Consider the following 21,559-nt stretch of genomic DNA (forward strand, 5'->3'; position numbering starts at 1 on the left):
TGAACAATAGATCGACCGGCGGACGACGCAGATGAGCATGAACGCAGATACCGAACACGACACCGAGCAGACCGGCGGCGCGCCCGAAGTGGCCGTCATCGGCATGTCCGGGCGCTTTCCCGGCGCGGACGACCTGGATGCGTTCTGGCGCAACCTGCGGGACGGGGTGGAGTCCATCCGCACCCTCAGCGTGGAGGAAATGCTGGCCGCGGGCGCGCACCCCGACGACCTCGCGAACCCCAACTGGGTTCCCGCGGGCGGCCACCTGAGCCGCGAAATGGTGGAGGGCTTCGACGCCGCGTTCTTCGGCTACAACCCGCGCGAGGCCGAAACGCTGGAGCCCGGGCACCGCCTGTTTCTGGAATGCGCCTGGGAGGCGCTGGAGAACGGCGGCCAGGACCCCGCGCGCGTGGCCGGAAACGTGGGCGTGTTTGCCGGGGCCGGGGTGCCGCACTACACCGACCACCACGTGCGCCCCCGCCGCGAGCTGGCGGCAACCGTGGGTGAATTCCAGCTCTTCGTCGGCAGCGGCAAGGACTTCGTAGCCACCCGCACCTCGTACAAGCTCAACCTGCGCGGCCCCTCGGTGAGCGTGCAGACGGGGTGCTCCACCTCGCTGGTCGCCATCCACAGCGCCGCGCAGGCGCTGCTGCACGGCGAGTGCGACCTGGCGCTGGCGGGCGGCGCCAACGTAGTTCCCGCCACGACCGGGTACATGTACGCCCCGGGCGGCATCAGCTCGCCGGACGGGCACTGCCGCGCCTTCGACCGCGACGCGGCGGGCACGCTGGTGGGAAGCGGCGTGGGCGTGGTGCTGCTCAAGCGGCTGGACGACGCCCTTCGCGACCGCGACACCATCCGCGGCGTGATCAAGGGAAGCGCCATCAACAACGACGGCTCGCTCAAGGTCGCCTTTACCGCGCCGTCGGTGGAGGGGCAGGCCGCCGTCATCCGCGAAGCGCTGGAAGTGTCGGACGTGGACCCGGAAACGATCCGCTACGTGGAAGGCCACGGCAGCGGCACCGACCTGGGCGATCCCATTGAGATCAGCGCGCTTACGCAGGCCTACCGAAGCTGGACCGACCGCCGCCAGTACGCTGCGGTGGGGAGCGTAAAGACCAACGTGGGCCACCTGGACGCGGCCGCGGGGGTCGCCGGATTCATCAAGGCGGTGCTCGCGGTGGAAAACGGCCAGGTGCCGCCGACTGTTCACTTCCGGTCACCAAGCGAAAAGATCGACTTCGCCGGCAGCCCGTTCTACGTCTCCGGCCGTCTGGAGCCGTGGGGGATGGAGGGCGTGCCGCGCCGCGCCGGGGTGAGCAGCTTCGGCATCGGCGGCACCAACGCGCACGTGGTGATTGAGCAGGCGCCGGATGCGGAGCCGTCCGAATCCCGCCGCGACACGCATCTCCTCGTCCTCTCCGCCCGCACGCCGTCCGCACTGGACGCCGCCACGGAGCGGCTGGCCGCGCACCTGCGCGCCGCGCCGTCCACCTCCCTTGCCGACACCGCGTGGACGCTGCAGGCGGGCCGGCGGGAGTTCGCCTTCCGCCGCATGCTGGTCGTCCGCGACGGCGAAGACGCGGCGGACCTTCTCGCAAGCCGCCACCCCGAGCGCGTGCTGTCCGCCGCCGCGGAAGACGGCCACCGCTCCGTCGCCTTCCTGTTTCCCGGTGTGGGCGACCAGTACCCGGGAATGGCGCGCGGGCTGTACGACGCGGAACCGTTGTTCCGCGCGGAGGTGGACCGCTGCGCGGAACTGCTGGCGCCGCACCTGGGGCTGGACGTGCGCGACGTGCTCTTTCCCGCCGCATCCGGGCAGGCCGCGCCCTCCGGGGGCGGGCTGGACTTTCGCGCGATGCTGGCGGGAAAGAAGGAGCCGGACGCGGACGCGGAGCGGCTCAACCGCACCGAAGTGGCCCAGCCGGCGGTGTTCGTGATCGAATACGCCCTCGCGCGCACGCTGATGGCGTGGGGGATCGTTCCCGAGGCCGTGATCGGGCACTCGCTGGGCGAGTACGCGGCGGCCTGCATCGCGGGGGTCTTTTCGCTGGAAGACGCCCTGGCCCTGGTCGCGCGCCGCGCGCGGCTGATCGCGGACCTCCCCGGCGGCGCCATGCTGGCCGTCCCCCTGTCTCCCGAGGCGGTCGCGCCGTTCCTCTCGGAAGGCGCCACCGTAGCGACGGTGAACGCGCCGGCGCTCTGCGTGGTCGCCGGCCCGGCGGAGGTGGTCGAAACCGTCCGCCTGCGGCTGGAAAAGGCAGGGCACGCCGCCCGTCCGCTCGCCGCCACGCACGCCTTTCACTCGCCCATGATGGACGCCGCGGTGGAGCCGGTGCAGCGGCTGGTATCCGGATTCCGCCTGCGCGCGCCGCGCATCCCCATGGCCAGCAACGTCACGGGAACGTGGATCACCGCGGCCGAGGCCACGGACGCGCGCTACTGGGCGCGGCACACCCGCGAGCCGGTGCGCTTTGACCGCGGGATGGGCGAGGTGCTGCGCGGGGCGGGGCGGGTGCTGGTGGAGGTGGGCCCCGGGCAGACGCTGTCGACCTTTGTGCGCCAGCGCGAGGACAGCGCTCACGTCTCCGTGATCCCCACGCTGCGCTACCCGTACGACCGCACCGCGGACGAAAGCTTTCTGCTGGGCGCGCTGGGGCGGCTGTGGCTGGCCGGCGTGACGCCGGACTGGGCGGCCTTTCACGACGGCGAGCGGCTGCGGCGCATTCCGCTCCCCACCTATCCCTGGGAGCGCGAACGCTACTTCATCGACCCGCTGCGCGCGGACGAGCAGGAGGAGGAGCGCACCGTTTCCGGACGCCGGCCGAACCCGGCGGAGTGGCTGTACGTCCCCTCCTGGCGCCGCACGATCGCCTCGCGTCCGTCCGCGTCCACGGAGGCGGAATCCGTACTGGTGTTCGCCACGGACGACGCGGTGTCCGCGGGGGTGCTGGCGGCGCTGCGGGCGCACGGGCGCACCGCCGTGGTCGTCCGCGCGGGAGCGGCGTTCGGCCCGGCGGAGGACGGCTACACGCTGCGCCCCGCCTCGCGCGAAGACCTTCGGCGCCTTGCGGATGCGCTGGGAACGGACGACGCGCCGCGCACCCTTCTGTACCTATGGCCGCTGGCCGGGGAGGGCGCGGACCTGGGCCTCGTGGGCGCGCTGGCCGTCGCGGACGCGTTCGGCCGCGCGCCCCGGCCGCCCGTGCTGGTCGCGGTGACGGCGCGCGCCGCGGAGGTGGGCTCGGAGGACCGCGTGGAGCCGTCGCGCGCGGCGCTCCTCGGCGCGCTGGCCGCGGTGCCGGGCGAGTATCCCGGCGCGACCGTCCGCGTGGTGGACGTTGCGCTGCCCGTGGCGGAAAGCGAGGCGGACGCGCGCGCGCTGGGCCGGCGCATCGCAGCGGAGGCGCTGGCGGGACGCGAGCGGCTCGTGGCGTTGCGTGGACGCAACCGCTGGGCGCGCGGCTACGAATCCATCCGCTCCGGCGGCATCGATCCGTCGCCCGTCCGCTCCGGAGGCGCCTACCTGTTCATCGGCGGGCTGCGCGGCCGCGCCGGCATTCTGGCCGAGCACCTGGTGCGCGTGCACGGCGCGCGCATCGCCGTCATCGACCCCGTTCTGCCCCACCGCGGCGGCTGGGACGCCATGGTGAAGGCGCGCCTGGCGGACGATCCCACCCGCATGCAGATCGAACTGATCCGCAGACTGGAAGCAGGCGGTGGCAACATTGTCCCAATTCAGGCGATCCCCTCGGAAGTGGACCACCTGCACACCGCTTTCCGCCATATTGAGGAGCAATTCGGAAATCTGCACGGCATCGTCTTCACCCCGTTCGGCTACGAGACGGCGGAGCCGGTCTCGGTTTCCGAGATGCGCGTGGCCGCGTGGGAAACGCGGATGGGCTTTCTTGCGGCCGAGCTTCGGGCGGTGGCGGAGGCCGTGGGCGACCGCGAGCTGGACTTTGTGATCGTGGACTCGTCCCTGGCGCCGGTGCTGGGCGGGGTGGGGGTGGTGGACGCCTCCGCCGCGAACGCGGCGGTGGATGCTTTTGCCGCGGGCCGCGCCGAATCCGCCACCCCATGGACGTCCGCGGGGTGGGACAAGTGGGCGACCGAAGGCTCGCAGGACTACGGGATCCGCGAGGACGAAGCGGCCACCGCCTTCGAGCACCTGCTGAGCGTGGCGGGCGAGCCGCAGGTGCTGATCAGCACGGGCGATCCCGCGCGGCGGCTGGAAGAAGCAGCCCGCGCCCCCAAGGCCGGCCCGGCCCCCGGCGGGTCGTACGCGCGGCCGCAGCTGGCGACCGAGTACCACGCGCCCGGCAACGTGGTGGAGCAGACCATCGCCGAAATGTGGGAGGAACTGCTGGGCATTTCGCCCATCGGCGTGCACGACGACTTCTTTGCCCTGGGCGGGCACTCGCTCCTGGCCACGCAGATCATCTCGCGCTGCCGCGACATCCTGGGCTTGGAGCTGCCGCTCAAGACCATCTTCGAAGCCCCCACCATCGCCCGCTTCGCCGCGCTCGTGGAAGACGCGCTGGTGGCGGAAATCGAGGGGATGTCGGACGAGGAAGCGCTGGCGCTGGCGGAGAGTGCGTAGGGGAGCGCGTGAGTGCTGGGTGCGTTAGTGCGGAGTGCGGAGTGCGGAGTGCGGAGAGCGGAGAGCGGAAGTGCGGAGGTGCGGTGTGCTGGCGTGAAAGGCGGGGGGTCAAGGCAGCACTGTCCGAAGTGCGCCGGGCCGGGGTGTGCCCCCTCTCCCACATCTGTTCGTGGGAGAAGGTGGACGCGTCTCAGCGGCCGGGTGAGGGCCACGACGTCGGGACCAGCGAAGCCTGATTTCGCGCGGGTCGTGGCGGCTCGGGAAAAGGAGGGGCGATCCTTCTCCGGATCGGATTCAAGAGCGGGATACACACGTCTTCCGTCACGGACGGACGGCGACACGGCACTGATGGGACTTCAGATTCAGGGATGAGCAACCAGACCTCCTCGCGCGCCAGCGACCGCCTCAGCGAAGCGCAGCGCCTGCTCCTGCAGAAGCGGCTCACCGGGCAGGTGAAGCCCGCCCAACCGGTTCACGCCATCACCCGGCGCGGCGGCGGGCCCGTGCATCCCATGTCGTGGGCGCAGGAACGGCTGTGGTACCTCGACCAGCTCGAGCCCGGCAACCCGTTCTACAACATCCCGATCGCCTCGCTGTGCTCCGCGCGGCTGGACGTCCCCATCCTGGAGCGCACGCTGACGGAAATCGTGCGGCGCCACGAGGGGCTGCGCACCGTGTTCCGCCTGGTGGACGGCGCGCCCAAGCAGATCGTGCAGCCCGCGTATCCCATCACGGTGGAGATCGAGGAGATGCGCGGCCCCAACGGCGAGGCCGCGCCCGAAGAGGTGATCCGCGAGCGGGTGAGCCAGGAGGGCGGCCGGCCGTTCGACCTGGCCGCCGGCCCGCTGATGCGCGCCAAGCTGCTGCGCGTCTCCGACGCTGACTACGCGCTGGTGATCGTGGTGCACCACATCGTCACCGACGGGTGGAGCATGCCCATCATCACCCGTGAACTGGACGAGCTGTACGGCGCGTACGCGCGCGGGCTTCCGTCCCCGCTGCCGGAGCTGGAGATCCAGTACGCGGACTATTCCGCGTGGCAACGCGAGTATCTGACGGGAGATACGCTGCAGAAGCAGCTGGACTACTGGCGCGGCCACATGGACGGCGCGCCCACGCTGGACCTTCCGTCGGACCGGCCGCGCCCCGCCGTGCAGACGCACCGCGGCGCCATCCACCGTTTTGTGTGGAACACGGCGCTTACGGAGCGGCTGCGAGAACTCGGCGTACGCACCGGCTCGTCCATGAACATGCTCATCATGGCGGGCTACTACCTGATGCTGCACCGCTACAGCGGCCAGGACGACATCGTGGTCGGCACGCTGCTGGGCAACCGCAACCGGGCCGAAACGGAGCCGGTGGTGGGGTTCTTTGTGAACTCGGCGCCCATCCGGGTTCACCTGCGTCCGGAAATGAGCTTCCTGGAGCTGGTGGCGCAGGTGCGCACGGCGGTGCTGGACGGCGACGCGCACCAGGACCTGCCGTTCGACCGCATCGTGGACGCCGTGACCTCGGAGCGCGACCCGTCGCGCAACCCGCTGTTCCAGGTCATGTACTTTCACCACACCTTCGTCAAGAACCTGCACCACAAGGAGCACAGCGAGGTCGGCAGCGAGCTGAACATGCGCTCGCTCTTCCAGGAAACGGGTGTTTCGCTCGTCGACACGCACGCCACCAAGTTCGACCAGACCTTCGCCACGCTGGAGATGAACGGCCAGCTGGCCAACATGGTGGAGTACGCGTCCGACCTGTGGGACGAGCCCACGATGGCGCGGATGATGGACCACGTCCGCGTGCTGCTGGAGTCCGCCTGCGACCGCCCGGACGCACCGATCGCGACCCTGGCGATGACGGCGGACGAGGAGCGCGCGCAGCTGCTGGCGTGGAGCACGGGCGCAGAAGCCCGCGCGGAAGCCGCCACCGTGGTCGCGCTCTTTGACCGGCACGCGGATGCCGCGCCCCACGCGCCGGCCGCCGAGTGCGGGGACGAGCGCCTCACCTATGCCGACGTTCGCGCGCAGATGGACGCGGTCGCGCGCCGGCTCGTGGGGATGGGCGTCACGCCCGGCGACCGCGTGGGGCTCGTGACCGGGCAGTCCGCGCGGATGGTCGCCCTGCTGGGCGGGATCCTGAAGGCGGGTGCCTGCGTGGTGCCGCTGGATCCCGAATATCCCGCGGAGCGCCTGGCCTTCATGGTGGATGACGCCGCGGTGAAGCTGGTGATCGGCACCGGCTGCGACGCGCTCCGGCCGTTCGCCGCCCGGGGCACGGCCACGCTGGACGCGGCGGATGCGGGCGCGTTCGTGGCGGAAGATGATCGTCCGCTCCCCGCGCCCGGGCCGGACGCGGAGGCGTACGTCATCTACACCTCCGGCAGCACCGGGCGCCCCAAGGGGGTGCGGCTTACGCACGGCGCGCTGGTGCGCACCGTCCACCGGCCTGACTTCGTCGCCATCGGCGCGGGCGACCGGATCGCGCAGGCCGCCAACCTGTCCTTCGACGCGGCCGTCTTCGAGGTGTGGGCCGCGCTGGTGAACGGCGCCTGCTCGGTGGCGGTGGACCGCGACGCGCTGCTGGACACGGCGGAGTATGCATCCACGCTCCGCCACCGCGGGATCACGCACACCTTCATCACCACCCAGCTCTTCAACCGCCACGTGCGTCAGCAGGCCGACGTGTTCGCCCCCCTCGCGGCGGTGATGTTCGGCGGCGAGCAGGTGGACGCCGAAGCGGTGCGCACCTGCCTGCGCGGCGGCCCGCCCGCCCGGCTGCTGCACGTGTACGGGCCCACGGAAACCACGGTTTTCGCCACCGCGCACACCGTTTCGGCGGTGGACGACGAGGCGCACACCGTCGCCATCGGCCGCCCCATTGCCGCCACGCGCGCGTACGTGCTGGATGGGCACGGGATGCTGGCCGCCATCGGTGTGCCCGGCGAGCTGTACCTCGGCGGCGAGCGCGTGGCGGCGGGATACGTGAGCCGCCCGGAGCTGACCGCGGAGCGCTTCGTGGCCGACCCGTTCGCCGGCGGCGAGGCGCGGATGTACCGCACCGGCGACCGCGTGCGCTGGCTGGCGGACGGCACCCTGGAGTTCCTGGGGCGCGAGGACGACCAGGTGAAGGTGCGCGGGTTCCGCATCGAGCCGGGCGAGGTGGAGTCTGCCCTGCGCGCGCACGACCTCGTCCGCGAAGCTTTCGTGCACGCCCCGCGCGAGCCGGGCGGCGAGCGCCGGCTGGTCGCGTACGTGGCGGGAGACGATGGGGACGCGCTGCAGGCTACGGACTTTCGCGCGTTTCTGCGCACGCGGCTGCCGGACTACATGATCCCTTCCGCCTTCGTGGCGCTGGACGAGCTGCCGCTGACGCCAAACGGCAAGGTGGACCGCAAGCGCCTCCCCGCCGCGGACAGCCTGCGGTCCGAGCGCGCCGCCGCCGCGCTGGCCGGCGTGGACGCGCCGCGCGACGCAACGGAGCGCGTGCTGTGCGAGCTGTGGGCGGAGGTGCTGCGCGTGGAGCAGGTGGGGATCCACGACAACTTCTTTGCGCTCGGCGGCGACAGCATCCTTTCCATCCAGATCATCGCGCGGGCGGCGCAGCGCGGGGTGCGCGTCACGCCGCGGCAGATGTTCATCCACCAGACCGTGGCGGAGCTCGCCGCCGTGGCCGCCGCGGTGGAGGCGCCCCGCGCGGAGCAGGACGCGGTGACGGGAACCGTGCCCCTCACCCCGGTGCAGCGCTGGTTCTTTGCGCAGGAGCTGCCGGACCCGGCGCACTTCAACCTCGCGCTGCTGCTGGAGATGCGCGACATCCCCCGCGTGAGCGACGTGGAGGACGCGGTTGCCGCCGTCCTCGCGCACCACGACGCCCTGCGCCTCCGCTTCCGCCGCGAGGGTGGTGCGTGGGTGGCGGAAAACGCGGGTGTCGGCGGGCCCGTTCCATTCGAGCGGATCGACCTGTCCGCCGTCCCCGCAGAGCGCGTGGACGACGAGGTGGCGGCTCGCGCGGCGGCTCTGCAGACCTCGCTGAACCTGTCGGAGGGCCCCCTGGTCCGCTTCGCCCTGCTGGAGTTGGGCGCCGGGCGCGCGTCGCGGCTGCTGGTGATCGCCCACCACCTCGTGGTCGACGCGATCTCGCTGGGGCTGCTGATGGCGGACCTGGAGTCCGCCTACCGGCAGATCGCGCGCGGCAACGAGGTGCGCCTTCCGCCCAAGACCACCTCGTTCCGCCAGTGGGCGGAAGCGCTGGCGGCGCATGCCCGCACGGATGCCGCCAAGGACGAACTCGCCTTCTGGTCCGCGCAGGGCGGCGCGTCCGCGCTCCCGCGCGACGGGGAGGGCGAGAACACCGAGGCCGCCGTGGAGCGCATCACCGTCCAGCTGGACGAGGAGGAAACGCGCGCGCTGCTGCAGGAAGTGCCGCCCGTCTACGGAACGCAGATCAACGACGCGCTGCTCGCCGCGCTGGCGATGGCGTTTCGCGAGTGGACGGGCAGGGACGAGCTGCGCATCGACCTGGAGGGACACGGCCGCGAGGACCTGTTCGAGGGCGTGGACCTGTCGCGCACGGCCGGGTGGTTCACGGCCATCTACCCCGTGCGCCTTGCGCTTCCCGCCACGGGTGAGCCGGGCGACGCGCTCAAGGCGGTCAAGGAGCAGCTTCGCGCCGTCCCCTCGCGCGGCATCGGCTTCGGCCTGCTGCGGTGGATGGGCGACGACGAGACGCGCCGCACCCTTGCCGCCATCCCCGCGCCGGAAATCAGCTTCAACTACCTGGGGCAGATGGATGGCGGAGCCGTCGCGGAATCTCTCTTCGCGCCATCGCACGGAGACGTAGGCCCCACGCGCGGGCCGGCGGGGGCGCGCTCCCACCTGATCGGCGTGGACGCGCTGGTGGGCGACGGGCGGCTGCACGTCACCTGGGCGTTCGCGCCCGGGGTGCATCGCCCGGACACGGTGGAGCGGCTGGCGGCCGGCTACCTGGACGCGCTGCGGACGCTCATCGCGCACTGCCGCGACCCGCAGGCCGGCGGGTTCACCCCGTCGGACTTCGACCTGGCGGGGCTGGACCAGAGCGGGCTGGATGCGGTGATGGCGCAGTTGAGTGCGTGAGTGCGTGAGTGCGTGAGTGCGTGAGTGCGGGGTGCGTGAGTGCGGAGGACGAAGTGCCCGGTGCCCAGTGCTCGGTGCGGAACGGTGTCGCGGGTGGCGGATTCCGGGATGGCCGCCGCCTGTTGATCCCTCGCCGGACTGAGCGCCCCCGGCGCGCCCGGGTGGCGGATGATTGCGGACGAAAATCGCCGGATTGGACGGATCGGAACGCGTGGATCGGGGATCGATCCCGCGCTGCGATTCGTAAATCGACAAGAACCTTTTCCAGCCGCATACGGCCGGATTTCAGAACGATGAGCCGGAACCAGTTCGAAGACCTGTACCCGTTGTCGCCGCTTCAGCACGGCATGCTGTTCCACGCGCTGTACGCCCCCGAGGCCGGCGCGTACGTGGAGCAGTGGCCGCTGCTGGTGGAGGGCGCGCTGGACGAGGACGCGTTCCACCGCGCCCTGGGACAGGTAGTGCAGCGCCATCCGGCCCTGCGCACCGGCTTCGTGTGGGAAGGCGTCCCCAAGCCGCTGCAGGTCGTTTTCCGCCAGGCGGAGGTCAAGGCCGACCGCCGCGACTGGACGGACGCGGTGTCGGAAGAGGAGTGGCGCACCCGTCTGAACGCGTGGCTGGCGGAGGACCGCCGCCGCGGATTCGACCTCAAGGCGGCGCCGCTGGTGCGCCTTGCCTTCCTCCGCGTCCGTGCGGATGCGTGGGTGGTGGTGTTCACCTTTCACCACATCCTCATTGACGCGTGGGCGGCGGGAATCGTACTGGCCGACTGGTTCACCTTCTACCGCGCGGAGCAGACGGGCGAGCCCGTTCGCCTGCCCCCCGCGCCGCGCTACCGCGACTACATCGGCTGGCTGCAGCGCCGTGACGAACCCGCCGCCGAGGCGTTCTGGCGCGGCGCGCTGGACGGCTTCGGCGCGCCCACCCCGCTGCCGTGGGACCAGGGCGGTGCGGAGGTCGCGGAGCAGCACGCGGCGCACCGGCTCGTGCTCGACGCGGTGGACAGCGCACGGCTGCAGGGGTTCGCGCGCGAACAGGCGCTCACGCTCAACACCGTCGTCCAGGGCGCGTGGGGGCTGCTCCTGGCCCGCCTGGCGGACACCGACGACGTGGTGTTCGGCACCACCGTTTCCGGACGCCCGGCGGACCTGCCCGGCGTGGAGCGGATCGTGGGGCTGTTCATCAACACCCTCCCGGTGCGTGTCCGCATCCCCCAAGGCGCCACCGTGCGGGAGTGGCTGGGCGAGCTGCAGCGCTGGCAGGCGGAGGCGCGGCAGCACGAGCACACGCCGCTGGTGGACGTGCAGCGCTGGACCGGAATCCCGCGCGAACGCCCGCTCTTCGGCAGCCTGGCCGTGTTCGAGAACGCGCCCCCCGCCAGCGGCGGCGACGGCGAGGGGGGCGAGGCCGCACTCCGCGTCACGGGCCTGCCCATGGTGGAGGGCTCCACCTTTCCGCTCACCCTGGTGATCGTCCCCGGCGAGCGGCTGGAACTGCGGCTGGCGTACGACACCCGCCGCTTCAGCGCCGACGCCGCGCGCCGGATGCTGGACGGGCTGGCCGTGCTGCTGGCCGGCCTCCCCGGCCGGGCGGACGCGCCGGTGGCTTCGCTGTCGCTGGTGACGGAAAACGACCGGCGGGAATTCGAGGCGTGGGGCAGGGGAGCGGCCGCGGAAGACGCGCTCCCCGTGCACCTGGCCGTGGAGGCGCACGCAGCACGGACGCCGTACGCCCTCGCGCTGGTGGCGGGAACGGAAAGGCTGGCGTACGCGGAACTGAACCGCCGCGCCAACCGCGTTGCCCGCCGGCTGGTGGCGCTGGCAGCCGGGCCGGAGGCGCGCGTGGCCGTCTGCGTGGAGCGCTCCGCGGACCTCGTCGTCGGCATGCTCGCCGTGCTCAAGGCGGGCGCGTGCTACGTGCCGCTCGACCCCGCGTATCCCGCGGAGCGGCTGGCGTACATGGCCGCGGACAGCGGCGCGGCCGTGCTGCTCGTGAGCCGTGACGCGCCCGTCGGGCTGCGCGAGCGCGTCCCCGCCGTCCTGTCCTTTGCCGCCGACGCGGGGTCCATCGCCGCGGAAACGGACGGGGACCTGGGAAGCGACGTTCATCCGCTGCACCTGGCGTACGCGCTCTACACCTCCGGCAGCACCGGCCTGCCCAAGGGGGTGATGGTGGCGCACGCGGACGCCGCGGCGCACGCCCGGGCCGCGGCGGACGTCTACGCGCTGGCGGCGAACGATCGGGTCCTGCAGTTCGCGTCCGCCAGCTTCGATCCGGCCATGGAGCAGATCCTGGCGCCGCTCACCGCGGGCGCGGCCATCGTCATGCGCGGGGCGGAGGTCCCTTCGCCGCTGGAACTGGTCGACCTCGTGCGCGCGGAAGGCGTCACCGTCGTCAACCCGCCGACGGCGTACTGGCATGAACTGGTGCGCGACGCGGCGGCTTGTGAAAGCCTGCGCGCTACCGCCCGGCTGGTGCTGGCGGGGGGCGAGGCGATGAACCCCGCGGAGGCGCGGCGCTGGCTCGCCACGCCAGGCCAGGCGCGGCTGCTGAACGTGTACGGCCCGGCGGAAACGGTCATCACCTCCACCGTGCAGGAGGTGGATGCGCGCGCGGCGGACCTGCCCGGCGCGGTGTCCGTCGGCCGCCCCTTTCCCGGCAGGCGCGCGTACGTGCTGCGGCCGGACGGCTCGCTGGCGGCGCCCGGCGAACCCGGCGAGCTGTTCATCGGCGGGCTGCTGGCCCGCGGCTACCTGGACCGCCCGGCGCTCACGGCGGAGCGCTTCGTCCCCGACGCGTTTTCCGCCACCCCCGGTGCGCGGCTGTACGCCACGGGCGACCGCGCGCGGTGGACGGAGGACGGCCGCCTCGCGTTCCTGGGCCGCGCGGATCACCAGGTGAAGGTGCGCGGAATCCGCGTGGAGCCGGGTGAGATCGAGGGCGCGCTGGTGGCGCTCCCCCCCGTCGCGGATGCCGCGGTGGTGGCGCGAGAGGATGGGCGGGGCGGGCGTTCGCTGGTGGCGTACGTGGCGCCGAGCCCCGGCTGCGCGCCTTCGGCCGCGGAGCTGCGCCGGGCGTTGGAGGCGGCTCTCCCCGAGTTCATGGTCCCCTCCGCCTTCGTCCTCCTGGACGCGCTGCCGATGACGCCGGGCGGCAAGGTGGACCGCCTTGCCCTTCCCGCAATCGAGCGGACCGAGACCGGCGTGGATGCCCGGCCGTACACGGCCCCGCGCACGGAGACGGAGGTGGCGCTTTCCGAGCTGTGGGCTGACGTGCTCGGCATCGCCCGCGTGGGCGCGGACGACAGCTTCTTCTCCCTGGGCGGACACTCGCTTTCCGCCATGCAGGTCACGTCCCGGATCCGCCAGCGGCTGGATGTGGAAGTCCCGCTCCGCGTGATCTTCGAGGCGCCGACGCTCGCCGCGCTGGCCGCGCGGGTGGACGGAATGCGCGCGCCGGCGGACGGCGGGCCGCGGCTGGAGCGCGCCCTGCGCGGCGACACCGCCCCGCTCTCCTTTGCGCAGGAGCGCATCTGGTTCCTGGAGCGGCTGCTTGCCGGGTCGCCCGTCTACAACATCCCGGTCCGCGTGGAACTGCGCGGCACGGTGAATCCGGAGGCGCTGCGCGGCGCGCTGGACGACCTGGTGCGTCGCCACGAGCCGCTGCGCACCACGCTGGCGGAGCGCAACGGCGCCGCCGTGCAGGTCATCCATCCCCCCGCGCGCTTCGATCTGCCGCTCACGGACCTGTCGCACCTGCCCGAGGCGGAGGCACACCGGGAGGCCGAGCGGATGGCGGCGGAAGCGGCGCTGGCGCCCTTCGACTTCGCCGCGGGCCCGCTCTTTCGGGCACACCTGATCCGCCACGGCGCGTCCCGCTGGATGCTGCTGATGGAGGTGCACCACGCCGTCGCGGACGGCTGGTCCATGGGCGTGTTCTACACGGAACTGTCCGCCTTCTACGAGGCACGGCTGCGCGGCGTGCGTGCCGCCCTCCCCCCGCTTGCCGTGCAGTACGCGGACTATGCGGAGTGGCAGCGGGCCTGGCTGACCGGCGAGCGACTGGAAGCGCAACTCGCCTACTGGCGGGAACGGCTTGCCGGCGCGCCCTCCGTGGACCTGCCGTCGGACCGTCCGCGTCCCGCGGCGTCCGGTTTCGGCGGCGCGAGCCTGGGCTTCGCCGTCCCCGCCGAGGCCGCGGCGAACGTCCGCGAGCTGGGGCGAACGGAGGAGGTCACCCTCTTCATGCCGCTGCTGGCGGCTCTGCACCTGCTGCTCTGGAAGTACACGGGGGAGACGGACCACACCGTCGGTTCGCTGGTCGCCGGCCGCACGCGGGCGGAGACGGAGGGGCTGATCGGGATGTTCGTCAACACCCTCCCGCTGCGCACCGCGCTCACGCCGGACATCACCTTTCGCGAACTGGTGCGCCGAGTTCGCGAAACGACGCTGGACGCGCACGCGCACCAGGATCTTCCCTTCGAGCGGCTGGTCGACGAACTCGGCGTGGAGCGGTCCCTGAGCCGCCACCCCGTGTTCCAGGTCGCGTTCACGGTGGAGGAGCGCCCGCATGGCCAGGCGTGGCGGCTTGGGGATGCCACCGCCGTGCAGCCGGATTCGGGGACGGGAACCTCCAAGTTCGATCTGACGGTCGGCTTCACCCCGGTGGACGACGCGCTGTTCGGCGGGATGGAGTACGCCACGGAGCTGTTCGACGAGGCGACCGTGCGGCGGATGGCGGGCCACCTGGTGGACCTGCTCGCCGCGGCGGTGGCCGACCCGGACCGCCCGCTGCGCGCCCTTCCCGGGCTGCTGCGCGGTGAGGCGCGCCGCACGCTGCTGGCGGAAAGCGGATCGGCCGCGGAGGTGCCGGACGCGCCGGTGCACGTGCTCTTCGCGCGGCAGGCGGCGCGCACGCCGCACGCCCCCGCGCTGCTCTCCGGGGGCTCGGTGCTGTCGTACTCCGAACTGGAGGCGCGCGCCAACGGCCTCGCGCACCACCTGCGGGCGCGCGGTGCAGGCGCGGAATCGGTTGTCGCCCTCATCGCCGCGCGGGCGCCGGAGACGATCGTCACCGTGCTCGCCGTGCTGAAGGCCGGTGCCGCCTATCTGCCGCTGGATCCCGCCCTTCCCGCCGCGCGGGTGGAGGAGATGCTGGGGGACGCGGGCGCCCGCTGGATCGTTGATCCGGACGGTTCCGGCGCGTTCGCCACCGCGGGCGTTGCGCGGATCGATCTGCTCGCGGACGCGGCCGCGATCGCGACCCAGCCGGATACCGATCCCGCCACGGACGTGCATCAGGACGGGCTTGCGTACCTGATCTACACCTCCGGCTCCACCGGCCGGCCCAAGGCCGTCGCCGTCCCGCACCGCGGTGTCGGCAACCTGGCGCTGTCGTCCGCGCGCCGGCTGCAACTGGGTGCCGGCGACCGCATGCTGCACTTCACCTCGCTGGCCTTTGACGTTTCCGTCTCGGAACTGTTCGCGACACTGCTGAGCGGCGCCGCGCTGGTCGTCGCGCCGCGCGAGGCGCTCCTTCCGGGGCAGCCGCTCGCCGCCACGCTGCGCACGGAGCGCATCACCGTCCTTCACGCGGCGCCCTCCGCGCTCGCGGTGACGGATGCGGAGAACCTGCCGCACCTGCGGGCCGTGCTGGCCGGGGGCGAAGCCCTTTCCGCCGCCGTCGCGGGCCGCTGGGGACGGGGACGCCGCTTGGTGAACGGGTACGGGCCCACGGAGGCGACCGTGTACGCCACGACCGCCGTGGTGGACGCGGACGATCCGGCCCCGTCCATCGGGACGGCGGTGCCCAACGCGCGGGTGTACGTCCTCGATCCGCTGGGCGACCCGCTCCCCGCCGGCATCTACGGCGAGCTGCACGTTGGCGGCATGGGTGTGGTACGCGGCTACCTGAACCGTCCCGCACTCACGGCGGAGCGGTTCATCCCCGACGCGTTTTCCGCCACGCCGGGGGCGCGACTCTACCGCACGGGCGACCGCGTGCGGTGGGGCGCGGACGCGCAGCTTCACTATGCCGGGCGGATGGACGACCAGGTCAAGATCCGTGGATTCCGCGTGGAGCCCGGCGAGGCGGCCGCGCAGCTGGCGGCGCTCCCCGGCGTGGGCGACGCGGTCGCCGTGGCGCGGGCGGACGCGGCGGGCGACCACCGCCTGGTGGCGTACGTGACCCCCTCCGACGGGGCGGAACCGCCCCGCCCCGAGGCGCTGCGGTCCATGTTGGCCCGCACCCTTCCCGACTACCTGGTCCCGTCCGTCATCGTGGTGCTGGACACGCTGCCGCGCACGCCGAACGGCAAGGTGGACCGCCGCTCCCTCCCCGCGCCGGCGGTGCAGGGGAGCGCGTACGTGGAGCCGCGCACGGAGACGGAGCGGGTGCTGGCGGAGATCTGGAGCGGGCTGCTCGGCGTGGAGCGGGTGGGGGCGGAGGACGCCTTCTTCGCCCTGGGCGGGCACTCCCTGATGGCGACACGGATGGTTTCCGCCATCCGCGAACGGCTGCAGGTGGACCTTCCCCTTCGCGACGTGTTCGAGACGCCGCGGCTGGACCAGCTCGCGGCCCGGCTGGACGAGGCGCTGGACCCTTCCCTGTCCGCGCTGCTGGAAGACCTGGACGACCTTTCCGACGAAGACCTGCGCGCGCTGCTGCAGGAGTCGGCCGCGCCCGGCGCTGAATTCTGAGCCATAAATGACTGAACTGCTGGACCGCCTGCGCGGCCTGACCCCCGAAAAGCGCCGCCTGCTGGAAATGCGCCTTCGCGCCTCGCGCGAAAGCGCCTCCGGCGGGCTGGCCGCGCGCGAGCGTACCGGCGAGCCCCTTCCCGTCTCGTTCGCGCAGCGGCGCCTCTGGCTCATCGACCGGATGAACCCGGGCACGGCGCTGTACAACATGGCCATGCCGCGGCGGCTCCTGGGCCCGCTGGACGTGCCGGCGATGGAAAAAACGCTGAACGCACTCCGTTCCCGCCACGAGCCGTTCCGCACCGTGTTCGCGGAGCGCGACGGCGAGCCGGTGCAGGTCATCCATCCTTTTACGCCGGTGCCGCTCCCGGTCATCGACCTGTCGTACCTCCCGGAAGAGGAGCGCGGGGAAGAAGCCCTGCGGCGCGCGCGCGAGGACATGCTGGCCCCGTTCGACCTGGCCCGCGGACCGCTGTTTCGCGCCACCCTGCTGCACCTGGGCCCGAACGACCACGCCCTGCTCATCAGCATGCACCACATCGTCAGCGACGGGTGGAGCTTGGGCGTGATGGGGCGGGAACTGGAAGCCCTGTACACCGCCTTCCGCGAGGGCCGGCCCGATCCGCTGCCTCCGCTTCCCCTGCAGTACGCGGACTTCGCCGTCTGGCAGCGCGAGTGGCTGTCCGGCGAGCGCTTGCAGCAGGAGGCCGCGTGGTGGCGGGAACGGTTGGCCGGCGCGCCGGCCGCGCTGGAGCTGCCCACCGACCGCCCGCGCCCCGCGGCGCCGAGCGGGCGGGGCGAGCCGCGCGTCGTCGTCATCCCCGAAGCCGTCGCGAACGGGCTGCGGCAGCTGGCGTTGGCGGAGGGCGCCACGCTGTTCGCCGTCCTCCTGGGCGCCTTGCGCGTGGTCCTCGCCCGGCACGCGGGGCAGGACGAAGTGGTGCTGGGGACGACCATCGCCGGCCGCACGCGCGCGGAAGTGGAAGGGCTGATCGGCTTCTTCATCAACTCGCTCGCCCTGCGCACGGACCTCTCCGGCGACCCAACCTTTCGGGAGCTCGTGCGGCGGGAAAGGGAAACCGTCCTGGACGCCTTCCAGCACCAGGACCTTCCCTTCGAGCGCGTGGTGGAGGAGCTGCGGCTGCCGCGCGACCTGGCCCGCGCGCCGGTCTACCAGGTGATGTTTTCGCTCCACAACACCCCGGCCGGCGGGGGCGGTCCGCTCCCGGAACTGCGGCTGGAGCCGCTGGGGCTGGATGCGGAAACGGTGCGCTTCGACCTGTCGGTGGAGGCGGCGGAGTTCGGCGGCCCCATCGCCGTGCGGGCGCTGTTCGCCACCGACCTGTTCGACGCGCGCTCCATCGAGCTGATCCTGGGGCGCTACCTGGGATTGCTGGAGCGGGCCGCCGCGGACCCTGACCGCCGCCTGTCGGATCTCCCTCTGATGGACGAGGAGGAGCGCGTCCGCGTGGTGCGGGAGTGGAACGACACGGCCCTCGCGTTTGACGACACCGCCACCCTCGCCGCGCTCTTCCAGGCGCAGGCGGACCGCACCCCGGACGCCACCGCCGTCACCGACGGCGCGCGCGAAGTCACCTTCCGCGAATTGGATGAGTCCGCCACGCGCCTGTCCCGGGTCCTGCGCCGACGCGGCGCAGGGCCGGAGTCGCGCGTCGGCATTCTGCTGGAGCGGGGGATCGAGCCCGTCGCAGCCCTGCTTGCCGTGCTCAAGGCGGGGGGCGCGTACGTACCGCTGGATCCCGAGCACCCGGACGAGCGGCTGCGCGCCGTGCTGCGCGATGGCGGCATCCGTGTCGTCATCTCCCAGTCCGCGCTACGCGCCGCGGCGGACCGGGCCGGCGCGTCCGTGGTCTGCCTGGAGTGCGACCGCGCGGAGATCGCCGCCGAATCCACCGAGCGCCTTCCGGAAACCGCCACGGCGGAGAACCTGGCGTACGTCCTCTACACCAGCGGGTCCACGGGGACGCCCAAGGGCGTGGCCGTCCGGCAGCGCTCCGTCGTGAACCTGCTCCACGCCCTGCGCCGCGCGGTCCATGGCGGCAACGGGGAGGCGCTGCGGGTGACGCTGAACGGGCCGCTCACCTTCGACACTTCCGTCAAGCAGTGGATTCAGCTGCTGGACGGGCACGCACTCGCGGTGGTGCCGCAGGAGGTGCGGTACGATGGGGCCGCGCTACGCACACACCTGCTGCGGGTGCGTGCGGACGTGCTGGACTGCACGCCGGCCCAGCTGCGTCTGCTTCTGGATGCCGCCGGCCCGGAGCCGCTCGGCCCCGGGCGCGTCCTTGTCGGCGGCGAGGCCATCGACCCGGAGCTGTGGACGGCGCTGGCGGCGCGGACGGACGCGGCGTTCTTCAACGTCTACGGCCCCACCGAGGCCACCGTCGACACCACCACGCTGCGCATCTCCGGCGCGCACCCGTCCCCGTCGCTGGGCGGACCGGTCGCGAACGTGGCGGCATACGTGGTGGATTCCGGTCTGCGCCCCGTACCCGCGGGGGTGCCGGGCGAACTGCTGATCGGCGGCGCGGGGGTGGCGCGCGGCTACCTGAACCGCCCCGGGCTCACGGCGGAGCGCTTCACCCCCGACCCGTTCGGCGCGCCCGGAAGCCGCCTGTACCGCAGCGGCGACCGCGTGCGCTGGCGCGACGACGGCACCCTGGCCTTTCTGGGGCGCATCGACTTTCAGGTGAAGGTGCGCGGCTTCCGCATCGAACTGGGAGAGATCGAGGCGCTGCTCCTGGCGGAGACCGGGGTGCGGCAGGCGATCGCCGTCGTGCGCGGGGACGGCGGGGATGACCGCATCGTCGCCTACGTGGTGGCGGAAGACGAGTCGGCCGGGCCGGGGCTCCGCGCCCGGCTCGCCGCGGCCCTCCCGCCCTACATGGTTCCCTCCGCGGTGGTGGTGCTCGATCACCTGCCGCTGACGCGAAACGGCAAGGTGGACCGCGCCGCCCTCCCCGCGCCGGAGTACGGCGGGGCGGCGGAGCATGCCGCGCCGGTGACGGAAACGGAACGCCGGCTGGCCGCCGTGTGGGCCGAGGTGCTGGGCGCGGAGCGCGTGGGGGCGGATGACAACTTCTTTGAGCTGGGCGGGCATTCGCTGCTCGCCGCGCGGGTGATCGCCCGGGTGCGCGAGGGGTTCGGCGCGGACGTGCCGCTGCGCGCGCTGTTCGAGACGCCCACCGTCCGCGGCCTGGCCGTGCGGGTCGACGCGCTGACGGGAAAGGCGCAGGCCGGGCCCCCGCTGGTCCCGGTGCCGCGCGACGGGCCGATCCCCCTCTCCTTTGCGCAGGAACGGCTCTGGTTTTTGGACCAGCTGGATCCGGGAACGCCGGTCTACAACGTCCCGCACGCCGTGGAACTGGCGGGTCCCGTGGACGCGGACGCCCTGGTTGCCGCGCTGCACGAGATCGTTCGTCGCCACGAGGCGCTGCGCACCGCGTTCGCGCCCGGCGCGGACGGGCCGGTGCAGGTCGTTCTGCCACCCGAGGTGTTCCGCGTGGCGCGGGTGGACCTCGCGGACGTGGCGGAAGATGAGTTGAACGAGGAGGCCGAGCGACGCATCGCGGCGGAAAGCCGCGCGTCGTTCGACCTGTCGGCGGGGCCGCTGCTGCGCGCCACCCTTTTCCGCCTGCGCCCGGACCGCCACGTCCTGCTGACCGTGGCGCACCACACCGCGTCGGACGCGTGGTCCACCGGCATCCTGTACCGGGAACTGACGGCGCTGTACGAGGCGTTCTCGCGCGGCGAGCCCTCTCCGTTGCCGCCGCTGGCGATCCAGTACGCAGACTTCAGCGCCTGGCAGCGCGCGTGGCTCGCGGGAGAAACGCTGGAGGCGCAGACCGGCTACTGGCGCGATCAGCTGCACGGCGCGCCCGCCACGCTGGACCTGCCCACGGACCGGCCCCGCCCCGCCGTTCAGGACCTGCGCGGCGGCACGTACTTCTTCGCGCTCTCCCCCGAGGCCGCGCAGGGCGCACGCGCGCTGGCGCGAACGGAGAACGCGACGGTCTTCATGGTGCTGCTGGCCGCCTTTGACGCCGTGCTGCACCGCTGGTCCGGGCAGGATGACATCGTGGTGGGCACGCCCATCCTCACCCGCTCGCGTCCGGAACTGGAAGGGCTGATCGGCTTCTTCGGCAACACGCTCGCGCTGCGGGCGCGGGTGGACGCGGACCTTTCCTTTCGCGCCCTGGTCGGGCGGGTCCGTGAGGCCACCTTGGGCGCGTACGCCCACCAGGACCTTCCGTTCGAGCGGCTGGTGGACGCGCTGGGCGTGGAGCGCGCGCTGAGCCACGCGCCGCTCTTTCAGGTGATGCTCACCCTTCAGAACGCGCCACCGGCGTCGCTTTCGCTCGGCGAGGCGGGGCTGGCGGGGCGCCGCACGGAGCTGGGCACCTCCCGCTTCGACATGACGGTGGGGCTGGTGGAGGCGGGCGAGCAGATGCTGGGCGGGGTGGAGTTTGCGGCCGCGCTGTGGGACCAGGAAACGGTCGCGCGGATGATGTCGCACCTGGACGTACTGCTCACCGCGGCCGTCGCCGATCCGGACGCCCCGCTGTCGCGCCTGCCCGTCCTCTCGGTGGCGGAAGCGGAGTGGATCGCGGAGTTCAACCGCACGGAGCGCCCCGCGGCGGGCGGCGTGTGCGTGCACGACCTGTTCGCGTCACAGGCGGCACTGACGCCGGACGCCGTCGCGCTGGAGTTCGCCGGAGAGTCGCTGACGTACGCGGAGGTGGACGCGCGTTCCAACCGCTTGGCGCGGCGCCTCGTCGCGATGGGCGTGCGGCCGGACGCGCGCGTGGCGATCTGCCTGGAGCGCTCGGTCCAGATGCCCGTGGCCGTGCTGGCCGTGCTGAAGGCGGGGGCCGGGTACGTGGCGGTGGACCCCGCGTACCCCACGGAGCGCATCGCGTACATGCTGCGGGACAGCCGCGCGGCCGTGCTCGTCACCACCGGATCGGTGCTGGACCGGCTCCCGGTTGCCGACACGCCCGTGCTGCGGCTGGACGCGGACAACGGCGCGGTGATGGCGGAAAGCGATGCGCCGCTGCACGTGGCTGTGCATCCGGAAAACCTGGCGTACGTCCTGTACACCTCCGGCTCCACGGGGCTGCCCAAGGGCG

Annotated in this window: 4 protein-coding genes; all 4 read left to right on the top strand. The window is 72.7% G+C overall.

From position 1 onward, the window contains the following. The first annotated feature begins 37 nt into the window (after positions 1–37). Positions 38–4,603, top strand: coding sequence for a type I polyketide synthase (locus tag VF665_RS01985; protein ID WP_331051725.1), 4,566 nt, complete (start codon positions 38–40; stop codon positions 4,601–4,603). 368 nt (positions 4,604–4,971) lie between these two features. After that, positions 4,972–9,711 (top strand): amino acid adenylation domain-containing protein, encoded by a 4,740-nt coding sequence (locus VF665_RS01990; RefSeq protein WP_331051726.1) that lies wholly within the window; start codon positions 4,972–4,974, stop codon positions 9,709–9,711. 293 nt (positions 9,712–10,004) lie between these two features. After that, on the top strand, positions 10,005–16,409 hold the full coding sequence (locus tag VF665_RS01995; RefSeq protein ID WP_331051727.1) for an amino acid adenylation domain-containing protein: 6,405 nt from the start codon (positions 10,005–10,007) through the stop codon (positions 16,407–16,409). A 7-nt stretch (positions 16,410–16,416) separates the two neighbouring features. After that, the coding region (locus VF665_RS02000; RefSeq protein WP_331051728.1) for an amino acid adenylation domain-containing protein at positions 16,417–21,559 on the top strand (5,143 nt) is incomplete at its 3' end.

It is taken from the genome of Longimicrobium sp. (genome assembly GCF_036387355.1).
Lineage (GTDB): Bacteria > Gemmatimonadota > Gemmatimonadetes > Longimicrobiales > Longimicrobiaceae > Longimicrobium.